Raw genomic sequence first — 14,975 nt, 5'->3', positions numbered from 1 at the left:
CTTCTCGCCGTCGGCGCGCACATCGATCTTACGCATTCACGAAAACAGGGATTCACCGCCATGTTCGGCGCACTCGTCAAGTCCATCTTCGGCTCGTCCAACGAGCGTTACGTCAAGTCGCTCGACAAGATCGTCGCCCAGATAAACGCTTTCGAGCCCGCGCTGGAGGCCATGAGCGACGAGGAACTCGCCGCCCAGACCCCCAAGTTCCGCGAGCTTCTGGCCAACGGCTCCACCCTCGACGACATCCTGCCTGAAGCCTATGCCACCGTGCGCGAGGCATCGAAGCGCGTGTACGGCATGCGTCATTTCGATGTGCAGATGATCGGCGGCATGGTGCTTCACCGCGGCGAGATCGCGGAAATGCGCACGGGTGAGGGCAAGACCCTCGTCGCCACCGCACCGACCTACCTCAACGCGCTCGAGGGCAAGGGCGTCCACGTCGTCACCGTCAACGACTACCTCGCCCGCCGCGACGCCGAGCAAATGGAGAAGCTGCACGGCTTCCTCGGCCTGACGGTCGGCGTGATCGTCCCCAACCTCAACGAGTGGGAACGCCGCGAGGCCTACGGCGCCGACATCACTTACGGCACCAACAACGAATTCGGCTTCGACTACCTGCGCGACAACATGAAGCACGAGCGCAGCCAGATGGTGCAGCGCCCCTTCAACTTCGCGATCGTCGACGAGGTCGACTCGATCCTGATCGACGAGGCTCGCACGCCGCTCATCATCTCCGGCCCGACCGACGACAAGAGCGAGCTTTACGTTCAGGTCGACGCCATCGTGAAGCAGCTCCAGCCCGAGGACTACGAGGCTGACGAGAAGACCAAGAACATCTCGCTGACCGAGGACGGCGTCGAGCGTGCCGAGCGCATGCTGGAGGCCGCCGGGCTGCTCGAAGGCTCGAACCTCTACGATGTCGAGAACACGCAGGTGGTCCACCACCTCGATCAGGCCCTGAAGGGCGTGTTCATGTTCAAGCGCGACACCGACTACATCGTCAAGGACGACAAGGTCGTCATCATCGACGAGTTCACCGGTCGCATGATGGACGGGCGCCGCTGGTCGAACGGTCTGCACCAGGCCGTGGAGGCCAAGGAAGGCGTCAAGATCGAGCCGGAGAACCAGACGCTCGCCTCGATCACCTTCCAGAACTACTTCCGTATGTATCCGAAGCTCTCGGGCATGACGGGTACGGCGGCGACCGAAGCGCCCGAATTCTACGACATCTACAAGATGAACGTCGTCACCATCCCGACGAACCTGCCGGTGCAGCGCGTCGACGAGGAGGACGAGTTCTACAAGAACACGCTCGACAAGTTCGCCGCCATCGCCAAGCTGATCCGCGAGAAGTACGAGACCGGCCAGCCGGTGCTCGTCGGCACCGTGTCTATCGAGAAGTCGGAACTGCTGTCGGACTTCCTCAACAAGGAAGGCGTCAAGCACTCGGTCCTGAACGCGCGTTTCCACGAGATGGAAGCGCATATCGTCGCGCAGGCGGGCTCGCTGGGCGCCGTGACCATCGCCACCAACATGGCCGGTCGCGGCACCGACATCCAGCTCGGCGGCAACGTCGAGTTCCGCGTCGAGGACGAACTGCGCGACATGCCCGAAGGGCCTGAGCGCGAGGCAGCGATCGACAAGATCAAGGCAGAAGTGCGTGAACAGAAGCGCCTCGTCCTCGAAGCCGGCGGCCTGTGCGTCATCGGCACCGAGCGCCATGAAAGCCGCCGCATCGACAACCAGCTGCGCGGTCGTTCGGGCCGTCAGGGCGATCCGGGCCTGTCGAAATTCTACCTCTGCCTCGAAGACGACCTGCTGCGCATCTTCGGTCCCGATACGTTGTTCTCGAAGATGATGAACAGCAACCTTGCCGACGGCGAGGCGATCGGCTCCAAATGGCTGTCGAAGGCGATCGAGACCGCGCAGAAGAAGGTCGAGGCACGCAACTACGAGGTCCGCAAGCAGGTCGTCGAATATGACGACGTGATGAACGACCAGCGCAAGGTCATCTACGAACAGCGCTCCGACATCATGGACGCCGATGCGGTGGACGATGTCGTCGTCGACATGCGCCACGACACCATCAACTCGCTCGTCGCCGATGCCTGTCCGGCCGGCTCCTATCCGGAGCACTGGAACGTCGAAGGCCTCAAGGAGAAGGTGAAGGACATCCTCGCCATCGACGTGCCTATCGAGGCGTGGATCGAGGAAGACGGCCTCGAACCCGACGATATCGAACAGCGCATCACCGAACTGGCCGACGCGCACATGGAAGCCAAGATGGCGCAGGACGATCCGGCGATCTGGCGCCAGGTCGAGAAGTCGATCCTGCTCGACCGGCTGGACCACTACTGGAAGGAGCACCTCGCCACGCTCGACGCGCTGCGCCAGGTGGTGTTCCTGCGCGCCTATGCGCAGAAGCAGCCGATCAACGAATACAAGCAGGAAGCCTTCAGCCTGTTCGAGCGCATGCTCGACGGCATCCGCGAGGACGTGACGCGCATCATCTCGGTCAGCGAACTGCGTATGCCCGAGCCCGCGCAGCTGCCTGAACTGCCCGACTTCCTGACCGGCCACATCGACCCGTTCACCGGCCTCGACAACTCGAACGACGGCGACGGTTCGGCGATGATCCCGCAGTTCTTCGGTGGTCTCGCGGGCAGCCCCGAAGGCATCGATCCGGCGGGCGCTGCTGCGGCTCCTGAGAGCAACCCCTGGGCCGATCTCCAGATCAGCCGCAACGCGCCGTGCCCCTGCGGCTCCGGCAACAAGTACAAGCACTGCCACGGCGCGCTGGTCTGATCCTAGCCAGCCGCACGGCTTTCGCAAAGGGCGCTGCCGGAGCAATCCGGCGGCGCCTTTTTCATTGGGATTCGAAAAGTTACGTCCAAGAATCAGTATAAGTAAATTTAAGTATAGATCGTTTTGTTAGGAAATTAACGACCCTTGTAATCTTCCTGACAGGGTTGATTACTATCTACAGGTCTTTCCTTAGGTTAGTCCCCGTGGTCGAGGCAGCAGAGCTTCATCATGAGGGGGACATCATGTTCGGTAGTGCGACACCCAACACGTTTGCCGTGAGCCATTACAGTGCGCGGGCCGCAGTCAGCGGCGCGGCGCTTGCAGCATCGCTGGCGCTTGCGGTTCCGGCTTTCGGCCAGACCGTCGTCAATCCCGGTTTCGAGAGCGGAGACACGACCGGCTGGGTTCTCACCGGGGGCACCTGGACCAGCACGGTGCAGTGGCCGCCTGCGGATTCGACCTGGGCGGGGGCGCCCAACAGCTACACCATCACCAACGCCGGAGACATCGACGCCATCACCGGCACGCCGACCGTCTTCGCGGGCAACCATGCGATCCGGCTCAACGATGCGCGACCGAACTACGGCGTGACCGCGCTCTCGCAGTCGGTGGCGAATTATACGGGCAACAAGCTCTACTACGCCTGGAACGCGGTTCTCGAACCGTCGCACGGCCCGACCGACAGCCCGTCGTTCATCATCAAGGTGGTGGACAAGACGACCGGCAAGATCATCAACAACATCGCCTACAGCGCCTACACTGCGCAGAACACCACGATCTTCCGCCAGGCCGGCCGCTACGTCACCAGCGACTGGAAGGTCGAGGACATCGACATGATCGCGGGTCACGACTACGACCTGCTGTTCGTGGCGCTTGACTGCCCCTACGGCGCGCACTCCGGCTACGTCTATGTTGACGGCTTCGGCAATGCGATCCCGTCGGCCAACGCCAACGTCGATTTCGATCCCGCCACCGACGTCACGCGCGGCTCGGACGTGCTGATCCCGATCAACCCGGGCAATACCCCGGACATCGACCTCGCCAAGGCGTTCTACACGACCACCGAACTCAACGACGGCGACGTGAACCCGAACTTCGTCGGCGGCACGCTGCAGTTCGCTTCGGCAGGCGATGTCAGCACCCCGCTGACGGTCCAGACGCAGGGCGGCTTCATCGACACCAATTCCTTCGACGTCTCTCTCAGCGGCGGCCTTACCGGCGCAGGTGCGATGACCAAGACCGGCCTCGGCACGCTGACCCTGTCGACCGCGATCAGCACGCTCAACGAAGGCTTCACGGTCGATCAGGGCACGCTGCTCGTCAATTCGGCGCTGTCGGCACTCGACGTCACCGTCAACTCGGGCGCGCGCCTTGGCGGCACCGGCACGGTCGTCGCCGATGTCCACGTCAATGCGGGCGGCACGCTCGCGCCGGGCAACAGCCCCGGCACGCTGGTCGTGGCGGCGGGCGACGTGACGCTGGCCGATACAGCGACCTTCGCGGTCGAGATCGACGGGCGGACCTACAACTCGGCGGGCGGCGCGGGCACTTACGACCGCCTCGCGCTCACTTCCGGCGCGACGTTCCAGCCCAACGGCATCCTCGCGCCGACGCTGCGCGGGATCACTGGCGGCAACAACAACTTCACGCCGATCGTGGGCGATACCTTCATCATCGTCGATGGCGGACCGGTGGGTTCCGGAGAGTTCGACTCGGTGACGCAGCCGAGCGCCGGTCTTGCGGCCAACACGCGCTTCGACGTGATCTATCGCCCGACCCGCGTCATCGCCGCGATCACGCCCGGCAACTTCGCCACTTACGGCGCGGCCAACGGCTGGAAGCTCAACGCCATTTCGGCGGCGGCGGGCCTCGAACCGTTCCGTCCGAGGGCCGGTGCGCGCAGCGGGGCGTTCTATTCGCTCTACGATGGCCTCTACGGCAAGAACAGCGCGGACCTTGGCTACACGTTCTCGCAGATCAGCGGCGAGATCCACGCCCACACGCTGCAGATGGCCACGAATTCCGCGCGCGAGATCGGCCAGGTCGCGCTCAGTGCCGCGCAGGAACCCTGGGGCTGTTCTCCGGCGGTGCAGACGCCGGGCGAGTTCACCGAGGCTGCGCCTAACGGCACGGATGACGGCTGCGGCGTGGAATCGACCCGCAAGGGCCCGACCGCGTGGGGCAAGTTCATCGCTCAGTCGACCGACGTGGACGAGGACAGCATCGCCTACGATTACAACCGCGATGCCAAGGGCGTGATCGCGGGCATCAACGTGGTCAACCAGGACGGCACCCGCATCGGCGTGGGCGGCAGCTACACCGATGGCGACATCAGCAGTTCGGTCGCCAGTTCGGCGGACTTCGATACCTGGTCGGTCTTCGCCTACGGCGCGCACCGCGTCGGGGCGCTCTCGGTCGGGCTGGTGCTGGGCTACAACAAGGCCAACGTCGACACGACCCGCGATGTCGGCCTGACCACGGGCAGCCTGCGCGCGACCGACAGCTACAAGATCGAGACGCTCACCGCGGCGCTCGAGGCGAAGGTGGACGTCAAGTTCGGCGACCGTTCGGTCCTGCGCCCGGTGGCGGGTATCGAGATCGCCCGCAGCAAGGCGGACTCGGTGGCCGAGGGCGGTTCCGCCGTCGTCGCGCTGACCATGCCGAGCGAGAAGTGGACGACCGCGCGCACCAAGCTTGGCGCGGAACTGGCTGTCGGCGTCGGCAATCCGGTCGAGGTCGGGGTGTTCGGCAACTGGCGCCACGAACTCAAGGACGCGACCGCAGTGCGCGTCGCCGAACTGGGCGCGGCAGACTGGCTCGTCTCCAGCGTCGGTGCCAAGAAGGACTCGTTCGAGGTCGGTGGCCAGATCGGCATCAAGGCGAGCAACGCGATCAAGTTCCGCATCGAATACGCCCTCGCGCGGCAGGGGGAATATCATTCCGACCGTGCGCTGGCGGGGGTCTCGGTCAAGTTCTGACCGGACTTCGCGGATCGAGGGTAGGGGCGTGGCGAAAGCTGCGCCCTTTTCCCGTTTCAAAGCCTTGCTCGTTCCCGGCCTTGCTTGCTAACGAAAACGAGTCGCATTAAGCCTCCCGCCATCTGTTTCATGGGGGAGCCGCTTTGGTCCGGCGATTTTTCGTTTCCTGTCCGTTCATCCCGAGGCCGTGCGCCTGATGCCCGGCGATATGGTTCTGGCGATTGCTGTCGTCGCGAGCGTGGCGGGCGTCGGCGTCCTTCGCCTTGCATGGTCGCGGGCGCGCCGCTCGATGCCGCTCAACGCAGCGGGTTGGGGGCTGCTGCTTGTCGGATTCGGTGCTGGATGGATCGCGGCGGGAGCATGGGGCTCCTCGGTTGCGGCCTTGTGGGCAATGGGTGCGGCATTCGTCGCGCTGGCATGGGCGGCGCTGACCGCTCCCAAAGGCAGGGCGCTTGCATCCAACCGCCGCATGGGCATGCTGCCCGAGGGCACTGAGCCCCGGCGTATCGGCGGGCGGCTGCTGACGTTCCTGCTGGTCGGCGTGGTCGCGGTGCTGCCCTCGGTCGGCGCGGCGCTGGCCATCGGCAAGCTGGGCGGGCTGCTGGGCTGGAGCACCGCGAATGCGGTGGCGACGGCGCTCTTCGCGATGCCGGTGATCTGGGGGCTGATCGCCTACGCCATGCTCATGGAGACGGGACGCAAGGGACAACTCAAGGTGCTCGCGCTGTCGACCATTCCGACATGGCCCGCGCTGGCGGCGGGGCTTCTCGCATGACCGCCGCGCCCGAACCCTCCACCGTCAAACGCGCGCTTTCCGCGCATGCCGCGATCGGCCTCGTCGCCGGAGCGCTGCTCTACATCGTCTGCCTGACCGGCACCGTCGCGGTGTTCTACCCGGAACTGCAACGCATCGAGCAGGCCCGTGCGCCGGAAATGGCCAAGATCGTGCCTGCCGCCGTGCAGCGGGGCGTGGAGGCGGCGTTACAGGCCGAGCACGGCGGGCCGCTGACGACGCACCTCTATGTCCACATGCCGGTGCCCGACCTGCCGCGCGCGACGATCACGAGCGACACCCGCGCCACGCATATCGACGCGAACGGCGCGCTTGCCGGGCCTGAGGAGATCGCATGGTCCGACTTCCTCGTCGCGCTGCATTACACGCTGAACGTACCGGGCCTCGTCGGCATGACCATCGTCGGCGTGCTGGGCGTGATGATCCTCGCGCTGGCGCTGTCCGGCGTGATCGCCCACCCGCGCATCTTCCGCGACGCCTTCCTGCTGCGCGCACGTAACGGCAGCGGGGTCGGGCTGGCGGACTGGCACAACCGCATGAGCGTGTGGTCGCTGCCGTTTTCGGTCGCGGTGGCGCTGACCGGCGCGGTGATCGGGCTGGGCTCGCTTACGGTCTATGCGATGGCCCTGCTCGACCACGGCGGGAACATCCAGGCGGTCTACGAACCGCTGTTCGGCGAGGAAGGCAAGCCCGACAAGCGCGCCGCACCGCCGCCGAACGTGGCCACCGCGCTGGACTACATGGCGCAGCATCATCCCGAGGTGACGATCACTTACGTCACGCTGCACGATCCGCTGACGCGCGGGCAGGAGACCCAGATCTCGGCCGAGCACGAACGGCGGCTGATCTTCGGCGAGACGTACCGCTTCGACGCGAAGGGTCGCTTCATCGGCGTTGCGGGCACGTCGGACGGAGAACTGGGCCAGCAGGCCGCAGCCTCAACCTATCGCCTGCATTTCGGTAACTTCGGCGGGCTTCCGGTGAAGCTGGCCTATATCCTGTTCGGCGCTGCCCTGACCGTCATCTGCGCGACGGGTACGTACATCTGGCTCGGCAAGCGGAGGCGGCGCGGGCATGAGGAGCCGCGTCTGCTCAAGGCGTGGGACGCGGTCGTCTGGGGCTCGCCGATGGTGCTGGCGCTGACGCTGGTGGCGCGCTTCGTGCTGGGCAACGGCGCTCCGCTGACGGCGATCTTCTGGATCGGCTCGCTGCTGGTGGTGGCGCTCGCCTTCGCGCCGATTGCGCCGCAGCGTTTCCGCAAGGGGCTGCAAGTGCTGCTGCCGGCCGTCTGCCTCCTCGCCGGAGGGCTGGCGCTGGCCTGATGGTGTGGCCGGGCGCGCGCTGGGGAGAGAGCCTGCGGAGTCTCGCGCGCCCGGCCGGACCGCCGGCGGAAGGCGGTCGGCGACCGGTGGGGATCAGGCTGCGGACTGGCCCCTGAACGGTCGCCAAATATGCTTCTATCCCGAAGCGCCGCCGCTGCCGATTATCCTGTAGCATAGTGCCGTCATGCGGAGGTGCGCGGTCCGACATGGAACCGTAGTCTGACCGTCGTAAGCGTCCCGCCGGAACACGAAAGGGCGCATCGCATGATCCTGAGGCTTACCTGCTGCATCGGCCTTGCCGCGCTTGGCGCCACGGCTCTCCGGGCCGAGACGGCGCTGCCGGATTCGCCACCTCCCGCCCCCGTTGCGATGCGGCTGAAGGCGGTGGAGGCGCATCAGGGCGCGGCGTCGGACGGTACGTTCATCTACGCCATCGATAACGACCGCATCGGCAAGTATCGCATCGCCACCGGGGAGAGGGTCGCGCAGTGGCAGGGCGAGCGACGGCTCTATCCGCACATGAACAGCTGCACTGTTGTCGGCACCGAACTCGTCTGCGCCGCCTCGAACTACCCGGCGGTGCCGCAGACCAGCGCGGTCGAGATCTTCGACACCCGCACGCTCAAGCACCTGCGCAGCGTCAGCCTCGGCTTTGGGCCGGGCTCGCTGACGGTGATGGACCGCCATCAGGGCAAGTGGTGGGCGGTCTACGCCAACTACGAGGGCAAGGGCGGTGAGCCGGGGCGCGACTATCGCTACACCATGCTGGTCCGCATGGACGACGCCTTCCGGCCGGAGGCAAGCTGGGCGTTCCCGGAAGCGGTGCTGGCGCGCATGGCGCCCAAGAGCTGCTCGGGCCTGAGCTGGGGGCCGGATGGGCTCATCTACGCCACCGGACACGACCGGCCCGAGGTCTATGTGCTCAGGCTGCCCGAAGCGGGATCGCGGCTCGAACTCGTCGCGACGCAGGGCATCGCGACGCCGGGGCAGGCGATCGACTGGGATCCCAGAGCCGCGCGCCGCCTGTGGTCCATCGGCCGGGGCGCGGGCGAGATCGTCGCAAGCGACATGCCCGCGCTGCCCTGACGGGTCAGCGCGCGGCGATCAGCGTCGGCGGCGTGCTGCGCAGCAAGCGGTAGCGGACGGTGTAGCCCATGTGGTCGGAGAGCATCTCGCCCTCCGGCTCCTCGCCGAACGGCACCTCCACCGATACGGGCGCGAGGTGCATGTCGGCACCGTCGAAGGCGAATTGCAGGTCGCGGGCATGCTCGCGGATCGCGGTCAGTTCGGCGCTGCGGCCGAAGCCTTGCGGATCGGCGTCGCGGTTGCGGCTGAGCGAGTCCTCGACAGGACTGCCGCCGACGGGGTCGAGCGCGGCATGGAGCAGGGCGGTGCGCTGCGGGCGCTGCCCCTTGTTGAAGTCTCCCGCGATCACGATCGGTAACCCGCGTGCATGCACGCGCGCGAGGAGGCGACCGACCATCGCCGCCTGCCGCCCGAAGGCCTGCGTGGTGCGGGCCTTGGGCGCGCCGGACGCGCCCTGGCAGTTGAGATGCGTCGTCGCGACCAGCACCGGCCCGCGTCCGGGAACCTCAAGCTCGACCAGCAGCACGCCCTTGGCCGCGAGGCAGTCGTAGCCCGCGCAGTCCTCCGGAGCGAAGGCGACACGCTCGACGCTGCGCACGGGCAGGTCCGACAGCAGGACGAGGCCGCTGTCGACCGCTGCCGCCTGCGTTTCGCCGAGGTGCCAGTCGCGACGCGCGGCGGCTTGCGGGGTGGGCGCGGAGCGGGCGTAGGGCCCTTCGATGATAAACGGATAGCCTGCACGGTGGCCGATCGCCTTGGCCTCGGGCGTGAACGCTTCCTGCAGCACGACGACCTGCGGCTGGCGTCCCTCGCGGCGCATCGCGGCAAGACGATCACCGATCTTGCCGAGTGCTTCGGGACGCCCGCTCGCCAGCGGCCACGGCAGGCCCTTCACGTTGTAGGTGAGCACGGAAAGCTCGTCGGCGCTGGCCCGGTGCGGCGGAATCGCAGTACTCTGCGCCACCTGCGGATCCCGCGGCGCACCGTCGATGGCCCCGGCCAGCGTCACGACCAGCGCCAGCGGCACCGCGAGCCACCCCGGCCGCCGTCCTCCGCGCATGCGCTGGAGCAGGGTCTTCCCGGACCTGTCCGCGCTGCCTGTCCCGTTCACGCACTTCCCCAAGTGCCGGATCATCATCGCCCCTCGATGTTTGCCGCCGCCATGTCGGCGCGCTCCCCCTAGCTCCCGAGTCTGACAGCGCGATGTTGGAACGGCGTCAGTCCGGTTACGGTCGGTGGGAAAAAGGTTCAGAAACGCGCCCAGATTCCCGCCGAAATGGAGCGACCGTAGCGCTCGCCCTCGATGGTCCAGTTTCGCATGCCGTCCTGGAACTGCCGCGTCTGCTCGTCGGTGAGGTTGCGGCCCTCGACGAAGAGGTTGAGATCGGGCGAGAGGGTGACGCGCGTGCGCACGTCGAGCCGCCGCAGCGGTGCCTGCCGGACCGGCCCGTCAGGCCCGTCGTTCAGCGCGAGGAGGGCGGCGCTGGTGCCCGTCCAGGTGACGACGCTCTCCACCGGCCCGCGTTGCCATGAAAGCGCGGCGCTGTAGAGCGTGCGCGGCTGGAACGGAAAGCGCGTGCTGCGCCCGTCCGCGAGCAGCAGCCGCGACTGCGCGTAGCCCGCCGAAAGGCGCAGGCTGAGGTCCGAGAGCGGGACGGGCAGGAAGTTCAGGCGGCGGGCATACTGCGCCTCGATTCCGGCCACTTCGCCGCGCCGGGCGTTGATCGCGCGGGTCACGTTGAGCCGGTCGTAGCGGCGCGCGGCGAAGGCGGTATCGATGCGCGTCTCGTTGGCGGCGACGATGGGATCGTCCACGAGGCGGGCGAAGAGGTTGACGCTCAGCGCCTCGCACCCTGCGCATCCGTCTCCGTCGGGAGCCCAGACCGCGGTCAGGTCGAAACTGTCGGTGCGGTAGGGGACGAGGTCGGGATTGCCGACCCACACCTGCGGCCTGCGCCCCTCGACGATGGCGCCCGGCGAGAGCATCGCGAGGTCCGGCCGTCCCATGTCGCGCGACCAGCGTGCCCTGAGCGCGATGCTGCGCGCGGGAGACATGCCCGCGACGATGGACGGTAGCATCGATCCGTAAGTGCGGCGCAGCACCATCGGCGTGCCCGAAGTGCCGTCGTCCGACAGGAACCCGCCGACGCGCAGCCGGGTGCGCTCGTACCGCAGGCCGGGCACCAGCGTCACGCCGCCCAGCGCGATGCGGCTGGAGGCGAACAGGGTGGCGATCTTCTCCTTCTGCCGGAAACCGGAGAGGATGCCGGTGCCGGTCGCGAAGCCGGTATCGGTCGGCGTCGGCGCGCCGGTGAAGGCCCCCGCGACGGAGGTTATGGAGAAGGGCGCGCCGGTCGGCATCGGCGCAGGGCCGCGACGGGCGGGCGCGCCGAGCCCTTCGTCGAAGAGCTGGCGCGTCTTGCGGTAACCGCCGCCCATGGCGAGCGCGTTTCCGCCGCCGAGGCTCCAGCTTGCTTCACCCATGCCCTGCCATGTCCGGTCGAGGCTGCGCAGGTGGAAGCGGGCCTTGCGCTCGGCCCGGACGGGCGCCGACCCGCAGGGGCTTGCGGCATCGAACAGGGCGGTCACGTCCTGCCGCGACGCGAGCGAGAGGCAGCCGAGGCCGCGGAGGTCTGCTCCCGTCCGTTCAAGGCTGTAGCTGCCGCGATAGCTGAACCTGACGCCACCGACCTGGCTGCTGCCGCCGAGGATACCGGACACGATCCGGTATCCCGCGCCGGGCGCCCGTTCGCGGCGATAGAATGCGGTTGTCCGCGACCGGCCTTTCGTCCGACCCTTCGCCGCGACGCGAACCACGCCCCAACCGCCGTCCTCGAAGTCCGAAGCCATGGCGGAACCGGGCTCGTCGGCCAGATCCCACACCATGCCCAGGCTGAGGCGCACCCGTTCTCCGCCCGTTTCGCCGTCATCCAGCGAATCGAGCCGTCGCCGCCCCGCTTCGCTTCGTCCGGTGGCGCCCGCCGCATCCGCCGTCACGAAAGTCTCGCGCCCCCGCGCGTCTTCCATGGCGAATGCATCGGTCGCAGCCCCGGTCAGAGCCGACAATGCCATGCCGCCCGACAGAATCGCTCGCATATGTCCCCCGCAGCCCCCGTGCTACTGCGGGGCCGCATAGGCGGCGGACGTGACGCTACGATCACCGTTCGGTTATGGTTTTGCGACAACCGCTGCGGTCGCCGATATGCGTAACGCGGGAGGCCGCGGAGCAATGTCGATGATGTGGAGCTTGAGGCGCGCCCTTGGCACGGTCTTCTTCCGGGTGGAAGAAGATGTTGGCTCCCCGAGTAGGATTCGAACCTACGGCCATTCGATTAACAGTCGAATGCTCTACCGCTGAGCTATCGGGGAGCAGCCTGTCAGTGTTACCACCGCCGGGCAGGGGTGCGCCAATAACAGCTTCCTCAGCCTTGGCAACCCCGTGATGCAGAAAATCGGATCTATTTTCGAAAAAGTTTTAGGTTCGCGATGGCCCGTCGCGATTGCCGGTTGAGAGAAGCAATCGGGGACGGCGAAGCGGCTGCGGATTGCCGCGGGCCTTCGGCCCTCGCAATGACGATGGAGGGGAAGGCGCGGTTAGGTTCAGACTTGGAACTGCTCGGCGAAGATGCGTTCCTCCAGGGTGAAGCCGGGGTCGAACAGCAGCGTCAGTTCCTTTTCCGCGGTCGCCTTGATGCGCACGATGGCGACGTCGCGCACTTCCTTCTGGTCAGCGACGGCGGCGACGGGGCGCTTGCCGGGTTCGAGGATGCGCAGTTCCACTTCGGCGCTCTCGGGCAGGATTGCGCCTTTCCAGCGGCGCGGGCGGAAGGGGTTGAGCGGGGTCATCGCCATCATGCGTGAGCCGAGCGGCAGGATCGGTCCGTGGGCGGAAAGATTGTATGCGGTGGAGCCCACCGGCGTCGCCAGCAGGATGCCGTCGCCCGCGAGTTCCTCCATCCTGACGCGCCCGTTGATGCGCACTTCGAGCTTGGCGGTCTGGCGCGTCTCGCGCAGAAGCGAGACTTCATTGATGGCGTGGTAGCTGAACTTCTCCCCGCTCTGCGTCACGGCATTCATGCACAGCGGGCGCACCGGGACGCTATGCGCCTCGGCCACGCGGGCGGCGATGGTCTCGCCGTCTTCCAGCGGGCCGTTCATCAGGAAGCCGATGGTGCCCAGGTTCATGCCGTAGACCGGCTTGATCCCGTCGCGGTCCAGCAGTTCGTGCAGGACGTGCAGCAGGAACCCGTCGCCGCCGAGCACGACGAGCACGTCGGCTTCCTGCGGCGAGACCCATGGGTGCGAGTCGTGCAGTGCCCTTGCTCCGGCCTGCGCCTTGGCGCTGTCGGAGACGATAAGCGCCAGCTTGGCGTCGTTGCTCATCACATCCCTCTGAAGACCTTGCGGCCCGGTCCCAATCCGGGATTGGGGCTCGCGAATTTTGAAGGGTTTTGCAAGGGGTTTGGGTTATGGCCGCGCGATGGGCGTAAAACTGAACGAGAAGGTCCGCAAACCGCCGAAGCGGATCGAGGACCGCCTGTCCGGCATTCCGGGGCTTGAGGCGGTCCACGATCGCGTGGCGGCATGGCGCGAAGACCCGGCACTGATGCCGCACATGGCGCATGTCCACGCCATGCTGTTCAGCCTGCGCCGGCTCGACGCGATCAACATGGCCTATGGCGAGGCGGCGGGCGACGGCGCGCTGGCGGAAGTCGCCGCGCGCATCGGCCACTTCGCGGAAGAGGAGCTGGATGGACCGTGGCTGCTCGCCCGCGCGGGTGGCGGCAGCTTCCTGCTCGTCGCCAACGAGGCGTGCAGCCGCGAGCGCTGGCAGCTTGTCGCCGACCAGCTTGCCGACATGATCGCGCGGCCGATTCCCGTCAGCTCGGGCATCCTGCGCCTGTCGCCGCGCGTGGCGCTGATCCGCGCACTGACGGGGGAGAGCGTCGAATCGATGCTCGACCGGCTCGGCCATGCACTTGGCGAGGCGCACGAGCAGTCGGGCACGCGGCTGGCGTGGGCGGACGGCGAGATCACGCCGCCGGGGCGCTCCGCGCAGCAGCTGGAGGCGGACCTCCTCGGCGCCATCGACCGGGACGAGATCGAAGTCCTGTTCCAGCCCCAGTTCAACCTTGCCGACGACCGACTGACCGGGGCCGAGGCGCTGGCGCGGTGGAACCACCCGGAGCTTGGTCGCATCGGCGCGGGTGCGCTCTTCGCCATTGCCGAGCGGGCGGACCACATCGGCCCGCTGTCGCGCCACATCGCGCGCAAGGCGATGTTCGCCGCGCGCGACTGGCCGGGCACGCTGCGCCTCTCGATCAACGTGACGCCCGCCGACCTAGCCTTCGCCAGCTATACGCGGCAGATGTTCGAGCTGATCCGGGAAAGCGGCTTTCCGCTGCGGCAGCTGACGCTGGAGATCACCGAGCAGGCGCTCATCGCCGACATCGAGATGGTTGCGCGGACGATGGCGGACTTCTCGGCACAGGGCATCCGCATCGCGCTCGATGATTTCGGGGCGGGCTTCTGCAACTTCCGCTACCTCAAGGTGCTGCCGATCCACTACCTCAAGCTCGACCGCTCGATGATCGACGGCGTCACCACCGACCGCCGCGACGTGGCCGTGCTGCGCGCGATCGTGGCGATGGCGCGGGCGCTCGACCTCGAGGTGATCGCCGAGGGGATCGAGGAGGAAGGCCAGCGCGAAGTCGCCGCGCGCGAGGGCTGCGCCTACTTCCAGGGCTTCCTGCGCGCGCAGCCGATGAGCGCGGCGATGTTCGCCAAGCTGGCGCGGGCGGAAGAGGCGAAGGGCGAAAGCACGGGGGCTTAGGGCTTTCATCTAAGCCCCGCCATCCAATGACCAAGCTACCGTTCTATCGTCGAGGTTCGAATCCTTGCGGGGCATCCGAATTGCTCTGCGGGCACATTGTTCGTCATTGCGAGCGTAGCGAAGCAATCCAGCGTCGCGTGCCAAGCATGGATTGC

General features: G+C 67.0%; 9 protein-coding genes and 1 tRNA gene. 6 read left to right on the top strand and 4 right to left on the bottom strand.

Annotation, left to right across the window (positions count from 1 at the left end):
* The first annotated feature begins 60 nt into the window (after window positions 1–60).
* The 5 genes from secA to LO787_RS22635 all read left to right on the top strand — a co-directional run bounded on the left by secA (window position 61) and on the right by LO787_RS22635 (window position 8,987).
* Window positions 61–2,808 carry a preprotein translocase subunit SecA gene (secA, locus tag LO787_RS22655; RefSeq protein WP_232493234.1) on the top strand — a complete coding sequence of 916 codons (2,748 nt, stop codon included), beginning with the start codon at window positions 61–63 and terminating at the stop codon, window positions 2,806–2,808.
* Between the two features lie 242 nt (window positions 2,809–3,050).
* Window positions 3,051–5,786 (top strand): autotransporter family protein, encoded by a 2,736-nt coding sequence (locus tag LO787_RS22650; RefSeq protein WP_232493233.1) that lies wholly within the window; start codon window positions 3,051–3,053, stop codon window positions 5,784–5,786.
* A 196-nt stretch (window positions 5,787–5,982) separates the two neighbouring features.
* A complete protein-coding gene (locus LO787_RS22645; RefSeq protein ID WP_232493232.1) occupies window positions 5,983–6,561 on the top strand; it encodes a hypothetical protein in 579 nt (192 codons plus the stop codon).
* Window positions 6,558–7,901 (top strand): PepSY-associated TM helix domain-containing protein, encoded by a 1,344-nt coding sequence (locus LO787_RS22640; protein ID WP_232493231.1) that lies wholly within the window; start codon window positions 6,558–6,560, stop codon window positions 7,899–7,901. Before LO787_RS22645 ends, LO787_RS22640 begins: the two co-directional genes overlap by 4 nt.
* 264 nt (window positions 7,902–8,165) lie before the next feature.
* Window positions 8,166–8,987 (top strand): YncE family protein, encoded by an 822-nt coding sequence (locus tag LO787_RS22635; protein ID WP_232493230.1) that lies wholly within the window; start codon window positions 8,166–8,168, stop codon window positions 8,985–8,987.
* 4 nt (window positions 8,988–8,991) lie between these two features.
* Here LO787_RS22635 and LO787_RS22630 read toward each other — a convergent pair whose 3' ends face one another.
* From LO787_RS22630 to LO787_RS22615, 4 genes are all read right to left on the bottom strand, one after another.
* On the bottom strand, window positions 8,992–10,098 hold the full coding sequence (locus LO787_RS22630; protein WP_232493229.1) for an endonuclease/exonuclease/phosphatase family protein: 1,107 nt from the start codon (window positions 10,096–10,098) through the stop codon (window positions 8,992–8,994).
* Between the two features lie 137 nt (window positions 10,099–10,235).
* Window positions 10,236–12,083 carry a TonB-dependent receptor domain-containing protein gene (locus LO787_RS22625; RefSeq protein ID WP_232493228.1) on the bottom strand — a complete coding sequence of 616 codons (1,848 nt, stop codon included), beginning with the start codon at window positions 12,081–12,083 and terminating at the stop codon, window positions 10,236–10,238.
* Between the two features lie 198 nt (window positions 12,084–12,281).
* Window positions 12,282–12,356: transfer RNA gene (locus LO787_RS22620), tRNA-Asn, on the bottom strand.
* A gap of 231 nt (window positions 12,357–12,587) precedes the next feature.
* On the bottom strand, window positions 12,588–13,370 hold the full coding sequence (locus tag LO787_RS22615; protein WP_232493227.1) for an NAD kinase: 783 nt from the start codon (window positions 13,368–13,370) through the stop codon (window positions 12,588–12,590).
* Window positions 13,371–13,467: 97 nt separating this feature from the next.
* Between LO787_RS22615 and LO787_RS22610 the strand changes: the two genes are divergently transcribed.
* Entirely contained in the window at window positions 13,468–14,820 is a 1,353-nt protein-coding gene (locus LO787_RS22610; RefSeq protein ID WP_232493226.1) for a bifunctional diguanylate cyclase/phosphodiesterase, read from the top strand.
* The last annotated feature ends 155 nt before the right edge of the window (window positions 14,821–14,975 follow it).

The sequence above is a fragment of the Novosphingobium kaempferiae genome, from assembly GCF_021227995.1.
Taxonomy (GTDB): domain Bacteria; phylum Pseudomonadota; class Alphaproteobacteria; order Sphingomonadales; family Sphingomonadaceae; genus Novosphingobium; species Novosphingobium kaempferiae.
This window is presented reverse-complemented; position numbering and strand designations above follow the sequence as displayed.